Raw genomic sequence first — 21401 nt, 5'->3', positions numbered from 1 at the left:
ACGAAGAACCAAATGGAGGCGAAAATGAAGTTGACTCCGATGTTACGCATCATGTTCGTCCTTGCGCTCTTGTTCGGGGCCGCGGCAGACCTTTCAGCGCAAATTCTGCGCCGGGAGACCGCCGATCCTCTGCAGACGGGCACGGCGGCCTGGATCAAGGTCGTCTTCAATGTGGCCGGTGGCACAAGAACCTACCTCAACGACAACTTTACCGGCACCGAATTTCGCATCGATTTGAATGTCGATGGCGACAACAACATCAGCACCAATCCGGGTGATCTCTACACCCTGCGCGGTCCTGGCGACATCTTCACATCGCCCCCGGGAGTGCCGGGCGGCAACAATGATGATGCCATTTATCTGCCCATCCGGCAGGGGACCTCGACGCCTTATCCGTACGACACCAATTTGCGTCCCTGGATCTGGTTGGTTGAAGGGGGCGGCTTGCAGATCAGCGGGACCGGAATCTCCGGCCCCTGGGGCGTGATTCAATACCCCTCCGTCTATATCGAATGCGACGACGGCATTACCCCTACGATCCGCCAGGCTCTCTATTATGACGACGGCAGCGGCAATTCGAATCCGGTGAGTGGTGTCCATGTCGGCAACCGCGTGGCGTTTGACGGCTATATCGATCGCATCGACCTGATCTGGAGCGAGCCGATGAATCCCTCCAACGTCACGGTCAACGATCAAATCTTCAGCGGTCTCGGCAGCACCATCCACAGCATGGAATCGATCGGCGTCTGGAATCTGGTGGGCGGCATGTCCAAGCGCTTCACCTTGTGGGTGCGCTCTAGCGCGCCCAACAGCGGCATCACCCCGACCCTGACCTACACCAAGCCGCTGAGCACAACCGACCGTTTCCGCGAGGCGACTACCTCGCAGTTCCAGGCCTATGCCGAAAGCCACTCGCGCACCTTGACGGACAAGGCCGGTCCGGCGATCATCAGTGCCCATACCAAGCGCGCCACCCGTCGTCAGCCCCTGGCCGCCGCCCTGGCAACCAAGCGCATCGAGGTGACCTTCAGCGAACCGCTCGATTATGCCAGCGTGCAAGGTGTTGATTTCACGGTGATCACTACGACCACCAGCCCCTCGCCCAATCCGATCAGTGTGATCGTTTCTCCCAATTCCGGCCTGGCTCCATCGGCCACCTACGAGTTTCAGCTGACCACCGACTATGCGTCCGGCAATGAAGTCGGCACCATCGTCTACGTGGCCGATCGCCAGGTCACCGACGCCGTCGGCAACTACAATGGCGAATCGCTGGCCCTGGCACCCCCCACCGCTCCGACCAATGGGCCCGGCGCTGTGGTGCCCATCACCGACGGCATTTACCCGATCATCACGCAAGTCATGACCCACGACGCCATTTTGCCCGCAGACCTGACCACCGGCGGTCCCAATGGCTGGGGCTATCTGGATTATGCCGATATCGTTTTTGACCATGCCATGAACACCGCACGCGTCAGCACGGCCGGCCTCCAAATCAGTGGCGAAGGGCTGCTGACGATCGGTGGCACCGGCGCCTGGATTTCCGCCAACACCCTGCGCGTGATCCTGACGGCTACCTCGCCCAAAGTGGCCAACACCGGCTTGATCCCGCGGGTGACCTACACCAATCCCGGCGATCCCAACGGCCTCAATGAGCCGGTCAACAACGGCTTGGTGGAAGCCCTTTACAGCTCGGATATCGCCCTTTCGGCGAACAACGCGCAGGTGGTGCAGATTCTCGATACCGCCGGCCCCGCGATCATCCGCGCCTTGACGGCTGGGACCAAGCGCATCCGCCTGGTCTTCAGCGAGAAGGTCAACACGGCCAGCTGGCCGATCAGTCCAACGCCCGGCATGCCTTCGCCTCTTTTCAAGTGGTTCGTGGGCCTCTCCAACTATGACGTCTCCGGGATTCAGATCTATTTCACTGGCATGTCCCCGGCGCGCACCGACAGCATCGTCTATCTCAATCATACCGGGCTGGCTTGGACCAAAAACGACAGCGGCGCCATCAACTTCAGGGCGCAATCGCTGGTCAACGATCTGGCCGTTACGCCCAACGGCAACATGCAATATGACAACGAGCTGAGCCTCAGCGGCACCACCCGGACGTTGCTGGGTTCGGATGTCAAGGTTGAACGCGACAACATTCCGCCGATCCTCCTCAGCCTGGCGACGGTGGACTTGGATGCCGATGGCAAGATCGATCACTACCGCTTCATCTATGATGATCTCTCGCCGATCTATCCCAAGCGCTCCTTCAGGCCGGCCAACTGGACCATCACGGGTTATGATGGCCTGAAGAAAAACCTGGTGGTGGACCTCAATGTCTACAATCCGGGCTATGCCTATTACCAGCCTGCGGCTATCAACACTTATGGGGATACGGTTGCGGCCTATATCCAATTTGATGAAACCACTGGCAGCGGACCGGCCTTGACACCCTATGGTGGCGATACCGGTGATGTGCCGGATGTGGTGGTTACAGCCAATAACGGCTTCACCGACTGGGCGGACAACCCCATGGCCCCGCTCCCGGTGGGCCTGACGGCTGAAAAAGACAATGCCGGTCCGGCCATCATGAGCGCCAAGACGATCAGCCGCTTTGACGTCGAGGTATTTATGAGCGAGGATCTGGCCGACTGGTCGGTCTACAGCACCGATTTCTATCTCAACATGGCCCCCAGAGCCAATTACGTCGGCGCCTGGCCCATTAGCGATGCGCGGGAGGTCTCCCCGGGCAAGGTCCTGCTCAACACTTTCTCCTATAGTTCTTCCCTGGGTTGGGATCCCAAGGCCGAGGGCATCCTCCGCTACGATGCACCGGGGGTCGAGGAAGATCTGGTGACGCCGGTCTCGAACAGCAATACCCAGACCAGCTGGGTCGCTGTGACGAGCAACGCCGCCTGCTCTTTTGTGATCCAGCCGGTAGTCGCCGGCGCCCAGGTCCGTGGCGTCCCCTTTGATGTGCAGGTGATCGCTCGCGACAAGTATGGTGTGATCGACAAGAATTTCGCCGGCTATTTGACCTTCTCGAGCAATCTCCAGTCGAGCGAGATCGTCATGCCCAGCGGTCCCAAGAAGCTGACCGAAGGCATCGGCGTCTTCCGCTTCACCAGCTGGGTGAGCACCAACAACCTCATCCTCTCTGTTTCGATCGGCACGGATATTTATCCTCTGGATTCCGCCTCTTCGAGCGCGATCACGGTGATCGATCCGATCATCGATCAGCCGGATTATTTGACGGTGCAGGATGTGCCGGGCGATCAGGGCGGCTGGATTACCCTGAAGTGGCCGTTCTCGGCCAACCATCAGGGCATGGGCGCCACGCCGGTGATTAACTATTACGAGATCTTTTACACGATCAACGGCGAGGATACGCTCCACTACTGGCCGCAGCAAATCGCCGCTTACAATCCCTCCGGCACAGGCTCGACGGTCATGGCGGTCGATCTGCCGGTTGTCAGCAGCGACACGATGGCTTTTTATGTGCGGGCGGTCTGGGTGCCTCCGGCTGCTGCGGTCAAGGGCGGTGGCGCGACGCTGGCCGCCTTGCCGCAGACTACGGCGGGGGCGGTTCCCCTGCTCATTCACAGCCAGGAGGGCTCGAACCCGGTCACCTCGGTGCTCGGCACCATGGGCGGTTCGGTGGTTTCCGGCGCTGCCATGGGCAGCGGCCGGGCGATAGACAACATTGCGCCGATGGCCCCGGCACGGCTGGCTGCGGATAAGAAGGGCGCCGCCGTCAATCTGCATTGGAATCCGGTGACCCGCGGTGTCAATGGCTCGCTCGAACGCACCGGCACCATCAGATACCGCGTCTATGTGCATGACTCCAAACCCTATTTCGACCCGGATGTGGAAGGCACGCTGCTGGCAGCCACCTCGGACACTACGCTGATGGTCAACAGTGAAACGCTGCGTCAATATTATGTCGTCCGCGCCGTCGACAGCGACAACTACTCCGCGCTTTCCCGCCGCGTCGGCAAATATGGCTTTGCACTAGTCCGCGCAGCCAAACCGCGCTATAATTATCTCTCCTTGCCGCTGGAGAGCCCGATCCGCAATGCCAAGGATCTCGCCGAGGCCATCGGCTCCGGCGTCAAGGTGGTGCTGCAGATCAACCCGGCAACCAACGGCTACAGCACCTATTATTTGCCGGATCTGAATTTCCCGGCGACGCCCTTCGCCCTCCACAGCGGCATGCCGGTCCTGATTCAGGCGGATGATACCGCCCCGGAGAAGTGGTTCTATTGCGGCGCAGTGCCGAACCCCGGCGAGCTTCAGTTCAGGTTGAGCACGACGGCCAAGTACACCTACAACGAAATCATCGTGCCGTTAGACCGGCCGGAGATCACCAACGCCAGTCAGTTGGCTGCCGAGATCGGTGGTGTGGAAGTGCTGCTCAAGGTCGGCGCCGACGGCCGCGGATTCAGCCAGTACTGGCTGCCGTCGCTCAACTTCGGCAATCCGATGACCCCGTTCAGTGTCGCCCCGGGTGATCCGGTTCTGATCCAGGTCAACAAGACCGCGCCAGCCGTCTGGCCCACATATACTCGTTAATCAGGAGGGATCGTCATGAGACTCAAATATTTCGCGCTGGCCTTGTTTGCGTTGGGTCAGATCGGCACCTTGTACGCGCAGGGTGATATGATGCCCCATATCGTGGGTGGAAAATTCCTCAATCCGGACGGCTCGGTGCCCGCCGCCGGCGAGATCAGGTTTCAGGCCTTTCTGACCAAATCGCCGGGCGATACCAGTCAGGCCAATTACTGCGCCACGGGGGGTGGATGGAGTGTTGAACTCAAGCAAACCCCGATGATTTCTTATGCCAACTGGCAGGCCGGGGATACCCTGGTGGTCAAGTTCGAAAACGTTTTGACGACCAGCCCCTTTTACGGCGCTGCCAAATCGATCTCCTATGTCACCACGGAGGATCCCTATGAGATTGTTGGCAGTGTCTCGCTGCCCGTCGAGCTCACTACCTTCACCGCCGCGGTGAAGAACACCTCCCTCAGTGATGTGGTCCTGCTGGAGTGGCATACCGTAGGCGAAAGCAACAATCTCGGCTTCGACGTCGAACGCAGTCTGGATGGTAAATCCTTTACCCGGCTGGGCTTCGTCGCCGGCGCTGGCTCCACCAATCTCGCGCAGAGTTACGGTTTCACCGACAGCAAGGTTGAGGTGGGCACCTATTTTTACCGCCTGCGGCAAATCGACCGCAACGGCGCCTTCACCTACTCCGATGTGCGTGAGGTGGAAGTCACAGCCCCGCAGCGCTATGAATTGACGCAGAATTTCCCCAATCCTTTCAATCCCCAGACCGAGATCGTCTTCCGGGTCAAGCAGGAGGGGATGGTCACCCTCAAGGTTTTTGATCTGCTCGGCCGTGAGGTGCGGACTCTGGTCAATGAGAAAAAGACGGCGGGCGTGCATCGGGTCACCTTTGATGCGCACGCCCTGCCTTCCGGGGTCTATGTCTACAGCATCACCATGGGCTCGTTCCACGATGTTAAAAAGATGCTGCTGGTCAAGTAAGGGACGAACACAGCAGTAACCAATCTCCAGATAGGCAATCAGATGGTCCCTCCCCGTCTGATGACCTATGCAGCCCGGCGTCGAGGGGAGAGGGCTATGCCCGCTTGACGCCTGAGAGCGCGGGACCCACCAGGGTCCCGCTTTTTTTATGCTGCATTCCGGCTGACCCCGCGCCGCCGGCGCGGATTTCATGAGACCGGGAGGCCGACGCAGGGAAAAAAGCCTTGCATTTTTGGCGTCTTAATGCTATATTCATTGGTTTTATTAGAAATAAACCCCTTCATTTTCACCTTAAAGGATACAAACCATGGCTTTGATGAAAAGCATGCGTAACAGCATGAAGACCATCCTCTTGGTCCTGGTCGTTGCCTTCATTTTAACGATCATTGTGGATTGGGGTATGGGCGGTTTCAAGTCCAACCAGCCCCGGGGTGTGATCGCCAAGGTGGATGGCCAGCCGATTCATTATGAAGAGTTTTCCAGCCGCCTGCAAAACGAGCTGACGGCCTATCGCCAGCAATCGGGCAGCGATCCCGAGGGTTATCAGCTGCAGCAGATTGAGAATCGCGTTTTTGATAATCTGGTACAGCAACGGCTGCTCAACCGCGAAGTCAAGGCGGTCAAGCTAAATGCTTCGGACCAGGAGATCATCGAGGAGATTTTTAACAATCCCCCGGAAGAGCTGCGCCAGAATCAGGCGTTTCAGGATTCGACCGGCAAGTTCGATATGCAGCGCTATCAGGCGGCCTTGAACAATCCGGGCGCCGGTGAATTCTGGTCCTCGGTCGAGGAATATCTGCGCACGACCCTGCCGATGCGCAAGTTGGACAATCTGCTGCGGGCTACGGCCGTTGTCAGTGAGGTGGAGCTCCGGGCGGAGTACATGAAGCGTGCCCTCAAGGCTCAGGCGGAATATGTGCTGGTTCCTGCCAGCAATTTTCTCGCTTCGGTCGCTGACCCCACAGATGCCGAGATCAAAGCCTATCATAAAAAGAACGAGGAGGAGTTCAAGGAGCCGGAAAAGCGCGCGATCGATTATGTCCTGTTCGATTTCACGCCGACCAAAGCCGATTCTGAGGCGGTCCGGCAGCAGGCCAGCGAGCTCCTGGCGGAAGCCCGCTCCGGCAGCGATTTTGCCGAATTGGCCAAGCTCAACTCGCAGGATCAGGGTTCCGCCGAAAAGGGCGGGGACCTTGGCTTCTTTGCCCGCGGTGCCATGGTCAAACCCTTTGAGGATGCCGCTTTCGCCGCCCGCCCGGGCGATATTGTCGGCCCCGTGACCTCCCAGTTCGGCCTGCATATCATCAAGGTGGGTGAGCGCAAGACCGAAGCAGGCCAGGAAAAGGTCCAGGCGAGCCATATTCTGCTTAAATATGAGATGTCGCCGCGGACGCGCGAGGCGCTGCAGGAAGAGGCCAATTATATCGCCGAGACGGCCAAGGAACAGGATCTGAAAAGCGTCGCCGCCACCGAGAATAAAAAGGTCGAACGCACCGAGCCCTTTGTCGCCGGCGGTTTCATCCCCGGCGTCGGCATGGAACCTCGCGTCAGCGGATTCGTTTTCCGCAGCAAAAAAGGCGCGGTCAGCGATGTGATCTATGCGGAACGCGGTTATATGATCGTGCAGGTGGTCGATGTGATCCCCGAGCATGTAAAGTCGTGGGTCGAAGCCAAGGAGACCATCAGCGCCAAACTGAAGAATGACAAGGCCATGGAGCTGGCGAGGAGTAAATGCCAGGCGCTTTACGAGCAGGCTTTTTCGGCCAATTCCCTCGACGGGGTGGCAGCGCAGATTGGCGCCAAAGTTCAGCAGACCGGCGATTTTACCTTTTCCGGCTACATCTCCGGCATCGGCCGCGAGCCGCGCTTCGTTGGAACGGCTTTTGCGCTGCAGCCCGGCACCATTTCGCAGCCGGTAGAGGGGAGCCGGGGTTATTATCTGATTAAGCTGTTGAACAAGAGCAATTTTGTCGAGTCGGAATTCGCCGCGCAAAAAGAGTCGCTGCGCAGCCAGCTGCTGCAGCGCAAGCAGCAGGCCGTCTTCGGACAGTGGTACACCGGCTTGAAGGACCAATCGAAAATCGACGATTTCCGCAAGAATTATCTCTAGAATGCAGGCCAGCCACTCCGGCCATTCTGCAGTTTCATTCCCCGGCGTCATCGACGCTGGGGTTTTTTTTTGAATGAAATGAAAGAGATCGCCGGGAACAAAAGGCCGGAAGGTGTTGTTAATAGATTTAAATAAGACTAAAAAGGTCCTATATAAAATGTTCAGATTATCCAAAAAGACTGAATACAGCATCCTGGCGCTGCGCCATCTGCACCAGAGCGCCGCGGGTACAGCGACCGTGCGTGAAATTGCGGAGACCTGCCGCATCCCGCTGGCCCTCCTGGCCAAACTGATGCAGCGCCTGGCCAAAGCGGGCATGGTCCAATCCCTCCAGGGTGTCAATGGCGGCTACTGCCTCGAGCGCCGTATGGACGGCATCAACCTTGCTGAGGTGATGGAGGCGGTTGAGGGTCCCTTCGGGATCACAGCTTGCGGGGCCCGGGAAACCGGGTGCGAACGCGCCGCGTTCTGCGATTTCAGGGGTGCCGTGCGGCCGCTGCAACGGCAGATATTCACCTACCTGCAGTCGGTCACCCTGGCCGATCTGGAACGAACTGCGGGATTGTGAGGACCGGATGAGCACAGAAGTTGAAAAACTGGAATCCCTGGCCAACCAGGAATACAAATACGGATTCACCTCTGATATCGAGGCCGAAACCCTGCCGAAGGGGCTTAATGAGGAAATCATCCGCGCGATATCGGCCAGGAAAAAGGAACCCCCCTTCATGCTCGAATGGAGGCTCAAGGCCTACCGGCACTGGCTGACCCTGCAGGAGCCGCGCTGGGCCAACGTCAAGTATCCGCCTATCGACTATCAGGATATCAGCTATTATTCGGCCCCGAAGAGCCACGGCGGGCCGAAGAGCCTGGACGAGGTGGATCCTGAAATTCTGGCGCTCTATCAAAAGCTGGGCATTCCGCTCGAGGAGCAGCAGGCTCTCGCCGGTGTGGCTGTTGATGCGGTGCTCGACAGCGTCTCGGTGGCGACGACCTTTAAGGAGAAACTCGCGCAGCTCGGGATTATTTTTTGCCCCTTCTCGGAGGCGGTTCAGAACCATCCCGATCTGGTGAAACAGTACCTGGGCAAGGTGGTGCCCGCGACTGATAATTTTTATGCCGCCCTCAATTCGGCGGTCTTCAGCGACGGATCGTTTATCTATGTGCCCAAAGGGGTGCGCTGCCCAATGGAGCTCTCGACCTACTTCCGCATCAACGCGGTCAACACCGGGCAGTTCGAGCGCACCCTCATTATCGCCGAAGAGGGGAGTTATGTCAGTTACCTCGAAGGGTGCACCGCCCCGATCCGCAAGGAGAACCAGCTGCATGCGGCCGTCGTCGAACTGATTGCGATGGAGCATGCCGAGATCAAATATTCCACGGTCCAGAACTGGTTTCCCGGCGACAAGGAGGGGCGTGGTGGGGTCTATAACTTTGTCACCAAGCGCGGCCTGTGCGCAGGTGCGCATTCGCACATTTCCTGGACTCAGGTCGAGACCGGATCGGCCATCACCTGGAAATACCCGAGCTGCATCCTCAAGGGCGACCATTCGATCGGGGAGTTTTACTCGGTTGCGATGACCAACCATCATCAGCAGGCGGATACCGGCACCAAGATGATTCATATCGGCCGCCATACGCGCAGCACCATCGTTTCCAAGGGCATCTCTGCCGGGGTGAGCCAAAACAGTTACCGCGGTCAGGTGAAGGTGCTGAAAAGTGCCGCACAGGCGCGCAATTTTTCCCAATGCGATTCCCTGCTGATCGGAGATCGCTGCGGGGCGCACACCTTTCCCTACATCGAGGTGAAAAACAGCACTGCCCGGGTTGAACACGAGGCGACCACCTCCAAGATTGGCGAAGATCAGATCTTTTACCTCAATCAGCGCGGCGTCTCGCGGGAGGATGCGGTCTCGATGATCGTCAATGGCTTCTGCCGCGAGGTGTTGGCCGAGCTGCCGATGGAGTTCGCGGTGGAAGCGCAAAAGCTGCTGAGTGTCAGTCTGGAAGGCAGTGTGGGATGAATCGGACCTGATACGTACTTTAGTGGAGAATGGTTATGCTTGAGATACGCGATTTGCGGGTGGGCATTGAGGGGCGGGAGATTCTCAAAGGGATTACGCTATCGGTCCAGCCGGGCGAGGTGCATGCGATCATGGGACCGAACGGATCGGGCAAAAGCACCCTGGCCCAGGTACTGGCGGGGCGCCCGGGTTATGAGATGCTCAGCGGAGAGGTCCGCTATCGGGGGTTGGATCTGCTTGAGCTTACGCCGGAGGTACGCGCGCGGGAAGGCCTCTTCCTGGCCTTCCAGTATCCGGTGGAGATCCCCGGAGTAAATACCTCCTACTTTCTGCGCACGGCGTTGAACGAAGTGCGCACGCATCGCGGCGAGAGCCGCTTGGGCGCCGCCGATTTTCTCAAGATGGTGCGCGCCAAAATGAAGTTGGTGGAGATGGACCCCGTTTTTCTCAACCGCGCGATCAACGAGGGATTTTCGGGCGGCGAAAAGAAGCGCAACGAGATCCTGCAGATGGCCGTGCTCGAGCCGTATCTGGCCATCCTCGACGAGACCGATTCGGGGCTCGATATCGACGCCCTGCGGATCGTCGCCGGCGGCGTCAACAAGCTGCGCACACCGAATAACGCCTTTGTGGTCGTCACCCATTACCAGCGCCTACTCGAATATATCGTCCCCGATTTCGTTCATGTGCTTTACGACGGCCGCATCGTCCAGTCCGGTGATAAATCCCTGGCGTTTGAGCTTGAGGCCAACGGTTACGATGAGATCAAAGAACGCGCCGGCCAGCCGGCGCCAACGGCATAGGCGAGGGCAGCCCATGGAAGAGAGCGTTGGCCCCCTGTGGCCCGAACTGCATCATCGTGCGCTGGAACAAGCAGCGGCTTCCGCACCGGAGTTCCTCGCTGAATTGCGCCGGGAGGCGCTGGCGCGTTTCACTGCGCATGGTTTTCCGACCCTAAAGCAGGAGCGCTGGCGTTTCACCGATGTCTCCGCTCTCGGCGGAAGCAGCTGGAAGCGGATTGCGGAGAGTCCCGCGCCGTCGGGCCTGCCGGAGACGATGACCGCGCTGCTCGAACCCTCCGCCTACCGCCTGGTTTTCATCAACGGCCGTCTCAGCCCAGAATCCCGGTTGCCCGGGGCGGCGGATTCTTTCTCTATCCGCATGGCGACGGAGCTTCGCGATGGATTTCTGGCGCGCGTGGAACGGCGGATGCGCGAGACGGCCGCGACCATGGATGCACCCTTCGCCCAGATCAACACCGCTTTGGCGGCCGAGAGTGTGGTTCTGACCATTCCGGACCGACTCACGCTGCTCGTGCCCATTGAGATCGTTCATTACACGGATGCGCCAGCGGCGGCGGTTCATCCGCGCGTTCTGCTGTTGATGGGAGAGAGGGCGGAGGCGCAGCTGCTCGAGGTCTATGGCGGCAGCGCCGGTTCAGACCATTTCACCAATCCCCTGACCGATGTTGTGGTAGGAGAAGCGAGCCGCCTGGATCACTACATCCTTCAGAATGAGGGCGCCGCGGCCTACCACATCTCCTCGACACGCGCCACCCTGGGCCGGGACAGCCGATATACACGCTGGATCTGCGATTTTGGCGGGCGGCTGGTGCGGCATGACCTCGAGGTCGAACTGGCGGATTCGGCGGCTGAGGCGAACCTCTTCGGCCTTTACATGCCGAAGAAGCGGCAGCACATTGACCACCACACGACGTTACGCCATCTGCAGCCGCACACCTTTAGCCGTCAGCTCTACAAGGGGGTGCTGCAGGACACGTCGCATTCGGTCTTCAACGGCCGGATTTGGGTCGCCCGGGAGGCGCAGCACACCGACGCGATCCAGCACAACAAGAATCTGCTCCTCTCCGATGAAGCCCTCGCGGACAGCCAGCCGCAGCTCGAGATTTTTGCCGACGATGTGCGCTGCACCCATGGGGGAACGATCGGCCAGATGGATCAGGAGGGCCTCTTTTACCTGCAGTCTCGCGGTATCGGGGTGGAGCGGGCGCGGCAGATTATGGTGCATGCCTTTGCCGGTGAAATCACGGAGTCGATCCGTCTCGGATCTCTGCGCGAGCGGATCGGGCGGATGGTCCATGAACGTCTCGGCCGGGAGGAGTAGCGCATGGCGAACGCCCTTGACCGGGAAGCGCTGATGGACCAGGTCGTGTTGACCCTGCGGGATCTGTACGACCCCGAGATTCCGGTCAACATCTATGACCTCGGTCTCATTTATCATGTTGATATCGACGAGGAAGGCCGCGTCGATATCCTGATGACGCTCACTTCGCCGATGTGCCCGGTGGCAGAGAGCTTGCCGCCGGAGATCGAGTCGCGGTTGTCGGCCATCCCGGGGGTGAGCGCGGTTCGAGTCACGGTGACCTGGGAGCCTCCCTGGGATGACTCGAGGATGAGTGAAGAAGCGAGGCTGGAACTGGGCCTTTTTTAAGGAGCATAGAGGATGTCCGGGTTTATCACGCTCTTTCCTGCGGCTGATCTGCCGGAAGGCGAAATGCGCCGTGTGATGGCGGGAAAAGAAGCCCTGGTGGTCGTTCATCAGCAAGGCCAGTGGTATGCCCTGATGGATGCCTGTTCGCACGAGGCCGTGCCGCTCTCAGAGGGCTACCTGGAGCCCGGCCGGATCTGTTGCGCGCAACACGGGGCCGCCTTTGACCTGCGCAACGGCGAGGTTCTGACGCCGCCGGCGTATGAGGCGGTGGCGGTACGGCAGGTACGTGTGACGGCGGGCATGGTTGAGGTGGAAGGAGAGGCGTAGCATGCTGGATGTCAGAAAAATTCGCTCCGACTTTCCCCTTTTGGTGCGGCCGGAGAACCGCGATCTCGTCTATATAGACAGCGCAGCCACCACGCACCGGCCGCGCCAGGTTCTGGAGGCGATGGAGGACTTTTACCGGCGCGACAATGCCAATCCCCACCGCGGAGCTTACCGCCTCGCCGAGCGGGCGACGGCGGCCTACGAGGCGGCGCGGGCGCGCGTGGCGGCCTTCATCGGCGCCGGACGCAGCGAGGAGATCATTTTCACCCGCAATGCAACCGAGGCGGTCAATCTGGTCGCTTGGGGCTGGGCGGAACGCGCGGTGCAGGAGGGCGATGAGATCATCGTAACCGAGCTGGAGCACCACAGCAATCTGGTGCCCTGGCAGATGGTCGCACAGCGGTGTGGTGCGCGGCTGCGCTTTCTCGAAATTGACGAGGCGGGCCGGCTCTCTTCCGACCAGCTGGATGATCTGCTTACGCCGAGGACTCGTCTGCTGGCCATCACCCAGACCTCAAACGCGCTGGGAACCATTGTCCCGCTGGGCCGCTTCATCGACAAGGCCCACGCTGCCGGCGCTCTGGTGCTGGTCGATGGCGCCCAAAGTGTACCGCATATGGCGGTCGATGTGCAGGCGCTCGACACCGATTTTCTGGCCTTTTCCGGACACAAGATGCTCGGACCTCTCGGCATCGGTGTCCTCTACGGCAAGATGGCCCATCTGGAGAAGATGAATCCCTTTCTTTTTGGGGGCGACATGATCAGCAGCGTCGATTACATGCACTCCGAGTGGAACGATGTACCATGGAAATTCGAGGCGGGCACCCAGAATGTGGCGGGAGCGGTCGGTCTGGCGGCAGCCATCGACTACCTGGAGGAGATCGGCATGACGGCCATTGCGGAACACGATCATGCGTTGACGCAGCTGGCTCTGGAGAAGCTGGCCTCCCTGGAAGGGATCATCTTGTACGGCCCGCGTACCGAGCGTGGCCCGGCGCTCTCCTTCAACCTGGCCTCTATCCATCCCCATGATCTGGCCACATTTCTCGATCAGCAGCAGATTGCCATCCGTTCAGGCCATCACTGTGCCCAGGTGGTCATGCACAAGCTGCAGGTCCCGGCCACCGCTCGAGCCAGCTTTTATCTCTATAACAGCGAACAGGATGTCGAACGTCTGGTTAACGGTTTGTTACAGGCAAAGGATTACTTTGAAAAATGGCTTTAGATCAACTCTATCAGGAAGTGCTTCTGGACCATTACAGGCAACCGCGCAACCGGGGGGAGCTTGCCGATGCGGACGTCCGTCTGGAATTGAAAAATCCCTTTTGCGGGGACGAAATTCTGCTGACCCTGAAAATGGCGGACGGACGGGTGCAGAAAGCCGCCTTTGAAGGTCATGGCTGTGTGATCAGTCAGGCCTCGGCTTCGGTGATGACGGAAAAGATCAAGGGATTGCGGGTGGAGGAGATTGAAAAGATCGCCGACCAATTCACCCGGCTGGTCAAGGAAGGCCGCTATGAGCGGCCGGAGGAAGAGGAGTTCGATGAGATCGAGGCCTTCGCCGGAGTATGCGAATTCCCCACCCGGGTCAAGTGCGCTATGCTCGCCTGGCGGACCCTGCTGCAGGGGCTGCAGGCACATGAGCACGACCATCCCCACGACGACCATTAGAATTTGATCGTTTCCAGCTCGACCTTTTTTCCCTTTTCTGCCAGCACGGTGAGGAGCATCAGCACATACAAGCCGCTGCTCAGCCGGTTGGCGGCCGTCAGCAGATCGGGCCGGATCATGGTGCCATCCGGCCCGGTAAAGGCTTGCACGATAGCGATCTCCACCTCACGGCACAACGCGCGTAGGACGTTGAGCCGTGCGACATTCCTTCCCTGGGATTCCTCCGGAACGATATGATCATGACCAAGATAGCGGAGCGGGTAATGCGAGAGGGCCTGCAGCTGTTCCGCATCGATACCAGCCAGTCCGGGTGGAGCGAGGGTCTCCCCGGTCACCTCGGATTTCAGCAGAGTGCCCATCCGCGAGCGCAGCTCCGCCAGATAGGGATGCAGCCAGGGGAAGCGTTTTTCCGGGTCGAAATCGCTCTGAGCGAGAACAGTAAAAGCGATGAGGGTATCCAGCTTGCCGCGGAGGACGATGCGGGGATGGGTCTTGGCGACCAGAGTGTGGGCATCGAGGTGGGTGATCAGCTCCGCATCAGCCTCGTTCTGCTTGTGCGTCGAGGGATCGCGCTTTTCCTGGGCGGCGCTGCGTCCGGTCAGGGGGTTGAGACGCACAAGAGGCTGGTCCGGCGCGGCGCCGGCGAAGACCCGGCCCTGATTGTCGATGTATCGGACCACGATGTGGCGCTCAGAGAGAAGCTGCCGCGCAGCGGGTGTCAGCTCGCTGCCGTACGGCAAATGGATTTCGCCGCCCTCAGCGAGGGCAAAGGCCGTGCGCAATAACTCTTCAGTGATCACCGCTCGGGTCATGGTCCCTCCTTCTTGGGGCGGATAAAAAAAGCCTTGTTTGTTCAACAAGGCTTGAGGTGGAGACGGTGGGAGTCGAACCCACGTCCGAAAACCCGGCCGTAGCAGCCACTACATGCATAGTCTGCTGCTGGATCTCGACCGCACCACGCGCAACAGACCAAGCGGATGCGGTCCAGCCCTGTTAAGGTTCGCCTCGGGGCCCAGAGCATGCCCGGAGGCTATCCTGCAGTGATCGACGCTCCTCTACAGCCCCTGCGGGCGCAAACCATAGGGAACGTGGCCACCTTTAATTAGGCAGCCAGTGCATACGAATAATCGTCTGCATCTACTTATTGTCCCGGATGATTAACGAGGCCAACCGGGGTCCTCGGCATGCGTCCACTACCGTCATGATTCCCGTCGAAACCATATTCGTCCCCATGTACTGCTGAAACGAATCTCTGCCGGGATTTGTTCCTTAAATGTACAAATTTTGCGGATACGGCGCAACTCTATTCGTAGCGCAAGGCTTCAACCGGATCGATATGAGCGGCGCGCCGCGCTGGAAAGAAGCCGGCGAGGAGGCCGATCAGTGCCAACAGCGAGACGGCGATGACCATCACGGAGGTTGAGAGCAGGGGGCGTCCGAGGAACTGCATGGCCCCGTCTTGCGCCGGAATCAGCCAGATCGCCTTGATGATTCCTGTGGCTGCCAGGATGCCCACAAGCCCGCCGATGGTGGACATCAGCAGGGACTCAAAGATGATTTGGAGCATGATGTGCCAGCGCCGCGCGCCTACCGCGCGTTTGATGCCGATCTCGCGGGTGCGTTCCTTAACGACAACGTACATGATATTAGCCACACCAACGCCGGCGATGATCAGGGTCATCGAACCGACCACGCCCATAAAGATATTCAGTCCGAGAAAGATCTTATCCTGGATGGCTACGGTCTCGGCGACGTCCCAAACGAAGAGGGCCTTATCATCCTTGGGGTCGAAGCGGTGTTTGCGGCCGAGAACCCGATAGATCTCCTCCTTGATCAGTTTGCCCTCCTGGGGATTGGCCGGCTGGAGGATGATGCTATTGAGGTAGCGCCACCCGTAAATGCTCTGAAAGGTCGAATACGGGATGACGGCGCGACGGTCATCGGGGCCGTTGTTCATCGAGGTCTGCATCTTTTTGGGCAGGACACCGACGACGGTGAAGGGCAGGCCGTCCAGTTCGCAGCCCTTGCCGACCGGATTTTCCTCGCCAAAAAGCTCCCTGGCGATCTCGCTGCCGATAAAAACGACACGCCGTTTTTCCTGCTGATCCATGGCATCGAGGAAGCGGCCGCCCGCGGCCGGATACATGCGTCGCATCCATTCAAAATTGGGGTAGACCGCTTCCATATAGGTCAAAGCCGTACGGCTGCCATTCCGCAGCCGGGTGCCGTGCTTGCCTTGCTGGGGACAAACCTGGCTGACCATCGGAAGGCTTTGCTGTAGTAGCTCGACGTCCTCTTCGGTGAGACCGATGCGGCGGCCGATTGGCAGGCCCTGGTACTTGATGGTCGTCTGGTTGGGCCAAACCGTGATCACCCGGTCGGCGGCATTGAGCAAGCCCTCGCGCATGCGAAAGGAAAGTCCGGCGCCGAAGGACATCAGCAGGATCACCACCAGCGTTCCCCAGGTGATGGCAAAGGTGGTGAGAAATGCGCGCAGCCGCTGCTTCTTTATGTCTTGCAGAAATTCCCTGATCAGCATCCAGAGATGCATCCTGACTCCTCCGCGATTAGGGGTTAGTGGCGCAGGCACTCGATGACGCTGAGTCGGGAGGCCTTGCGGGCCGGAAACCAGCCAGCGACCATCCCGACCAGGCCGAGGATCAGCACGGTGATCAGCGCGACGCGTACGTTAAGTGCGGGATCGCCGACATATTCTTCATAGGGCATTGCAGCGATCCCCTTGATGATCAGCGCGGCGAGAAGGAAGCCGATGACCGCGCCGGCCAAAACAATGATGAAGGACTCGAGAAGGAACTGGGACATGATATGGGAACGCCGGGCGCCAACGGATCGCCGCACCCCGATCTCCGCGGTGCGCTCCTGGACGACGACATACATGATATTGGCCAGGCCGATGCCGCCGACGGTCAGTGTCATCACACCGATGATGCCCATGAAGATGTTGAATCCAAGGGAAAAATAGTAGGTGAATTTGTCCATCTCGGTGGTATCCCAGATCCCCAGGGCCTCCTTGTCCTTGGGATCGAAGCCCTTCTTTTTGCCGAGCACCTCATAAATCCGCTGTTGCGCCAGCTGCGAATCGAGCGGATTGCCGATCTGGTAGACAATATTTTCGATCCGCCGCGCTCCGAACATGGACTGAAAGGTCGAGGCCGGAATGAAGGCGCGGTCCTGATCGCGAGAGCTATAAGAGGAGTTCTGAGTCTTATGTGTCAGCACGCCGATGACCAGGAAGGGCGAGTCGGCGACGTAGAGGTATTTGCCGACGGGATTGCTGCCTTCGCCAAAGAGGAATTTGGCCAGTTCGTCCCCCAAAAAGACCACCCGTTTGCGCTCCTTAAGATCGATATCATCGATCCAGCGCCCGCCGGGTTGGGTCTGGATGTTGCGCATCTCGGCATACTCGGGGATAACGCCGGCGACGTTCGGCTTGTTGATCTGCTCGCCGAAGCGCAGCGGGGCGTTCCATTTGGAATATTCCGGACTGATCCGGCGGATTTCGCGCACCTCGCGGCGTAACAGTTCCGCATCCTCCTCGATGAAGCTGATAAATCGGTCGCGGCCGAAGCCCATGTAGGGGAGAGCGGTGCGCCCCGGCCAAAGGATGGCGATGGACTCCCCCATGCCGTGCATGTTCTTACTCATCGAGGTGTGCACGCCTACGCCGAAGGCCAGAAGCACGACGATGCTCACCGTGCCCCAGATAATCCCGAAAAGGGTCATGAAGGTGCGGCCCTTGTACTGGCGCAGATAATACAGGATCTCTTTGATGGTTTCTAGCAAATGACTCATGGTCGCTGCTCCCGGATTGGCACGGGCCGATTGGGGCCTTAAACGATGGGCTTGACCTTTTTCTCGAGAACCTCCTGCCCCTCTTGCAGCCCGGAGATCACCTCGATGTTGATGGCGTCGCTGAGACCGGTCCTGATGTACTGCTCCTTGCTGCTCTCGGGGCCGGTGCTGATCTGGACGAAGGCGGAGTCATTGCGGAAGGTGACCACACGTTCCGGGATGGCCAGCACTTTTTCCTTTTTGCTGATGATAACGCTAGCATTGGCGGAAAATCCGGCGCGGAGCACGGCGCCCGCCGCATCGTCGATCGCGATCTCCACCGGGAAGAGGGTGGTGTTTTCCTCCTTGCGCGCCTTTAGTGAGATCAGGGAGACATGACCCTTGACGGTTTTGCCCGGCAGGGCGCCAATCTGCAGTTCGCAGGGCATCCCCTCGGTGATCTTGCCGACATCGATCTCATCCAGGGTGCCGCGGAAGAGCAGGTCTTTCATGTCGGCCATTTTCATCAATTCGGTTCCGGCCTGGTATGAAGTCAGGGGGACGACCGGGTCGCCGAGGTTGACCGACTTTTGCAGAATGTAGCCGGTGATGGGGGCACGGACGGTGGTTTCGATGGCATTGCCGGCAATATTTATTCGTCCCTTCTTGAGTAGCGCCAGCCGTTCACGGGCTATCTGTGTGCGCACGGAGGCCTGGTCATGTTGCTGCGCCAGGGTCTCATATTCCTGCTGTGCGATCAACCCCTTGGCCTGGAGCTCTTTCTGACGTTCGAGTTCCTTGCTCAGGGTGGCCAGTTCGATCTCGGCGATTTCGACACCGCGGGTGGCTTCGGCCAGTTCGAGGGGCGTCGGATCGGGCCGGACGTCGAGCAGCGGGGCGCCGGCCTGGATGTGATCGCCGACCTCGACGTAGAGCTTGCCGACGACGCCGGAGGTTTTAGATTTGACCGCGATCTCATTCCGGGGCTCGATCGCGCCTACTGCCAGAGCCTTGTCAATGATATCCATGCGTCCGACCTTGACCTTGGCCGGCCCCTTTTCCTCCCCCTTCTTCGCTTTAGCCATGATCGATGCCGCTAGGAGGATCACAATGACCACGGCAGCGATCAACCAGTACCATTTTTTTCTGTTGCGTTTCAACATAGCGGAGGACTCCATCTAGTGTGCCGCCAACTGCTGGAGAAAACGGTTTAGTGAAATATACGGAACCCCCGGCTGTTTGTTTCAGTGTGGCAGGGGCGGGAGGGGCCAGGCAAAAAAAAGCCCCGCGGGACCACGCGGGGCATGGGCAAGGCCTCTCAGGCGAGGGTTTCGACTAGTTTAAGCAGGTGGGCGTAAAATTTGGCCACGCTCTTGACATCGACCCGTTCCTTCGTCGAATGGACATCCCGCAAGTCCGGACCGAAGGAGATCATATCCATCCCCGGGTAGATGGCGCCAATGATGCCACACTCCAGTCCGGCATGGATGGCTGAATATTTGGCCTTTTTGCGGGTCACCGCTTCGTAGGTTTCCGCCGTTACCTTGAGCAGTGGGGAGTCGACATTGGGCATCCAGGAGGGATAGCCCTCGGGCTGCTCGATTTTAGCACCGGCCAACTTGGCGATCGCTGCCAACTTGTCGCGCGTGGCGCGCAGCGCCGGCATGCTGGAACTGCGGCTGCTGCACAGAATCGTCGCCTTTTTCTCCTTGGTATCGATGATGGCGACATTATTTGAGGTTTCGACCAGACCCTTGATGCTCCGGCTCATCGCCAGAGGACCGTGGGGAAGTGCAAAGATCAGGCCCAACAGCTGCTCTTTTGATTCGCTATCGAGCACAGTGGGAATTTTCCCCTTGGACTCCTCGATGATTAGGTTGATTTTTCCCTCCACCGGTTTGAATTCAAGCCGGATATCATCGAGCGTACTGTTCAACCAGGCCTTGGCTTTTTCAACCTCTTTCTTCTTCAGGACGATTTCTGCCACCGCCGTATCCGGAATGGCATTATGCTTGGTACCGCCCTTGAAGCTGGCCAGCTCGACTTTCACCTCCCTGGAGAGCTGCCAGATGAGGCGGTTGAGGATCTTGATGGCATTCCCGCGCCCCTGATGGATCTCAATGCCGGAGTGCCCGCCGTTCAGGCCGGTAACCGTCACGGTGAGGGCTTTGTCGCCCTTGGCTTCGGCACGTTTGATCGGCAGCTGAAGATTGGAATCAGCGCCGCCGGCGCAGCCAATCGAGAAATTACCAAGCTCTTCGCTGTCGAGGTTGAGCAGGATGCGGCCCTTGATGGCATCCGGGGAGAGGGTACGCGCACCATCCAGCCCGGTCTCTTCGGAAACGGTGAAGAGGGCTTCAAGCGGGCCGTGGACAAGCTTGTCATCCTCCAGAACCGCGAGAGCAGCTGCGACGCCAATACCGTTATCGGCCCCCAGGGTTGTGCCATCCGCTTTCAGCCAATCTCCATTGAGGATTAAACGGAGGGGGTCTTTGTCGAAATTATGCGGGGAGCCCGGTTCTTTCACATTGACCATGTCGAGGTGACCCTGGAGCACAACGCCGGTGGATTTTTCATGGCCGGAAGAGGCTTTTTTATAAACGATCACATTGCCGGTTTCATCGCGTACCGCTTTCAAGCCCAAATTTTGGGCTACCTTGAGCACATAATCACCGATCGCTTTTTCATTGCCCGAACCATGGGGAATTTTACAGATTTCCTCAAAATGCTTCCAGAGTGCTTTGGGTTCAAGATGCGCTGTTACAGACATGGCTGCCTCCTGATTTAGGATGGATATCGTTAACGAGTTAGATGGATTCTCGTTTTTCAAAGGTGCCTTTTTCACGGTTTTTGAACACCCCGGGCAAGGGATGGATACGTCCATGCATGCTGATGTAGACCCCGGGTGCAACCAGGGAGCAGGCCAGCAGGGCTTCGGTAAAGTTCTGCAGGGCGTCGGAGTTTTCAAAGCCGAAAGGCTTCATCGCCCCGGTCAGGACGATAGGCACCCGCAATCCGGCAAGATTGTGATGGAGATACTCCGCTGTCTTTTCCATGGTGTCGGTGCCATGGAGGATGAGAATGGGGGCATCATGCTCCAGGAGATTCTCGACGGCGAGCAGGATCATCTGCCGGTCCTTGTCGGTCATCTCCAGCGAGTCTTTGCAGAGCAGATCGTAGCTTTGGATGGTGGTATAGGGCAGACGTAGCCGGGCGAGCATCTGCTGCAGGAGTGAGCCGCGGTTGGTCAGGGTGCCGCTCTCTTCGTCGTAGATCTTTTCGATGGTGCCGCCGGTGGTGATGACGTAGATCTTGACTTTTTTTGCGGGCATGGAGGCCTTCTTTCTGGTGATCCGTTATTCAATTTAGTACAAGCGGGCTAAAAAGCCAAGGAATTTGTTTTCGCGCTTGCGCCGGTAGGGAATTCTTTAAATTTTTCTTGACAAATTGCGTATTTATTATTAGTTTAACAACACGCAAACCGAATCGGTGTC

At 58.8% G+C, this 21401-nt stretch carries 17 protein-coding genes and 1 other RNA gene; 11 read left to right on the top strand and 7 right to left on the bottom strand.

Going from position 1 to position 21401, the window contains the following annotated elements:
- Positions 1-24 precede the first annotated feature (24 nt).
- The 11 genes from PLH32_00915 (at position 25) to PLH32_00865 (ending at position 14115) form a co-directional block, all read left to right on the top strand.
- On the top strand, positions 25-4560 hold the full coding sequence (locus tag PLH32_00915) for an Ig-like domain-containing protein (GenBank protein HQJ63148.1): 4536 nt from the start codon (positions 25-27) through the stop codon (positions 4558-4560).
- A 15-nt stretch (positions 4561-4575) separates the two neighbouring features.
- Positions 4576-5535, top strand: coding sequence for a T9SS type A sorting domain-containing protein (locus tag PLH32_00910; protein ID HQJ63147.1), 960 nt, complete (start codon positions 4576-4578; stop codon positions 5533-5535).
- A gap of 307 nt (positions 5536-5842) precedes the next feature.
- Entirely contained in the window at positions 5843-7645 is a 1803-nt protein-coding gene (locus tag PLH32_00905; GenBank protein ID HQJ63146.1) for a peptidylprolyl isomerase, read from the top strand.
- Between the two features lie 157 nt (positions 7646-7802).
- On the top strand, positions 7803-8213 hold the full coding sequence (locus PLH32_00900) for an Rrf2 family transcriptional regulator (protein HQJ63145.1): 411 nt from the start codon (positions 7803-7805) through the stop codon (positions 8211-8213).
- A 7-nt stretch (positions 8214-8220) separates the two neighbouring features.
- Positions 8221-9666, top strand: a complete 1446-nt coding sequence (sufB, locus tag PLH32_00895) for a Fe-S cluster assembly protein SufB (GenBank protein HQJ63144.1) — start codon at positions 8221-8223, stop codon at positions 9664-9666.
- A 35-nt stretch (positions 9667-9701) separates the two neighbouring features.
- On the top strand, positions 9702-10469 hold the full coding sequence (gene sufC / locus PLH32_00890; GenBank protein HQJ63143.1) for a Fe-S cluster assembly ATPase SufC: 768 nt from the start codon (positions 9702-9704) through the stop codon (positions 10467-10469).
- A 13-nt stretch (positions 10470-10482) separates the two neighbouring features.
- A complete protein-coding gene (gene sufD / locus PLH32_00885) occupies positions 10483-11790 on the top strand; it encodes a Fe-S cluster assembly protein SufD (protein HQJ63142.1) in 1308 nt (435 codons plus the stop codon).
- A 3-nt stretch (positions 11791-11793) separates the two neighbouring features.
- Positions 11794-12117 (top strand): SUF system Fe-S cluster assembly protein, encoded by a 324-nt coding sequence (locus PLH32_00880; GenBank protein ID HQJ63141.1) that lies wholly within the window; start codon positions 11794-11796, stop codon positions 12115-12117.
- Between the two features lie 12 nt (positions 12118-12129).
- A complete protein-coding gene (locus PLH32_00875) occupies positions 12130-12444 on the top strand; it encodes a non-heme iron oxygenase ferredoxin subunit (GenBank protein HQJ63140.1) in 315 nt (104 codons plus the stop codon).
- Between the two features lies 1 nt (position 12445).
- Positions 12446-13669 (top strand): SufS family cysteine desulfurase, encoded by a 1224-nt coding sequence (locus tag PLH32_00870; GenBank protein ID HQJ63139.1) that lies wholly within the window; start codon positions 12446-12448, stop codon positions 13667-13669.
- Positions 13660-14115 (top strand): SUF system NifU family Fe-S cluster assembly protein, encoded by a 456-nt coding sequence (locus tag PLH32_00865; protein HQJ63138.1) that lies wholly within the window; start codon positions 13660-13662, stop codon positions 14113-14115. The genes PLH32_00870 and PLH32_00865 overlap by 10 nt, the downstream gene beginning before the upstream one ends.
- Here PLH32_00865 and eutT read toward each other — a convergent pair.
- The 7 genes from eutT to PLH32_00830 form a co-directional block, all read right to left on the bottom strand.
- Entirely contained in the window at positions 14112-14927 is an 816-nt protein-coding gene (eutT, locus tag PLH32_00860) for an ethanolamine utilization cob(I)yrinic acid a,c-diamide adenosyltransferase EutT (GenBank protein HQJ63137.1), read from the bottom strand. The genes PLH32_00865 and eutT overlap by 4 nt on opposite strands.
- A gap of 54 nt (positions 14928-14981) precedes the next feature.
- Positions 14982-15346, bottom strand: a transfer-messenger RNA (tmRNA) gene (ssrA, locus tag PLH32_00855).
- Positions 15347-15418: 72 nt separating this feature from the next.
- Entirely contained in the window at positions 15419-16666 is a 1248-nt protein-coding gene (locus PLH32_00850) for an ABC transporter permease (protein ID HQJ63136.1), read from the bottom strand.
- A gap of 23 nt (positions 16667-16689) precedes the next feature.
- Entirely contained in the window at positions 16690-17928 is a 1239-nt protein-coding gene (locus PLH32_00845; GenBank protein HQJ63135.1) for an ABC transporter permease, read from the bottom strand.
- Positions 17929-17966: 38 nt separating this feature from the next.
- The gene (locus PLH32_00840) at positions 17967-19070 is read right to left on the bottom strand and encodes an efflux RND transporter periplasmic adaptor subunit (protein ID HQJ63134.1); all 1104 of its coding nucleotides are present in this window, start codon (positions 19068-19070) and stop codon (positions 17967-17969) included.
- A 155-nt stretch (positions 19071-19225) separates the two neighbouring features.
- Complete coding sequence (locus PLH32_00835) at positions 19226-20677, bottom strand: aminoacyl-histidine dipeptidase (protein ID HQJ63133.1); 1452 nt, start codon at positions 20675-20677, stop codon at positions 19226-19228.
- A 37-nt stretch (positions 20678-20714) separates the two neighbouring features.
- Positions 20715-21239, bottom strand: a complete 525-nt coding sequence (locus PLH32_00830; protein HQJ63132.1) for an asparaginase — start codon at positions 21237-21239, stop codon at positions 20715-20717.
- Between the last annotated feature and the right edge of the window lie 162 nt (positions 21240-21401).

This window comes from bacterium, from assembly GCA_035419245.1.
Lineage (GTDB): Bacteria > Zhuqueibacterota > Zhuqueibacteria > Residuimicrobiales > Residuimicrobiaceae > JAKPUX01.
Note: the sequence above shows the minus strand (reverse complement) of the source record. Positions and strands in the feature narration are given on the sequence as shown.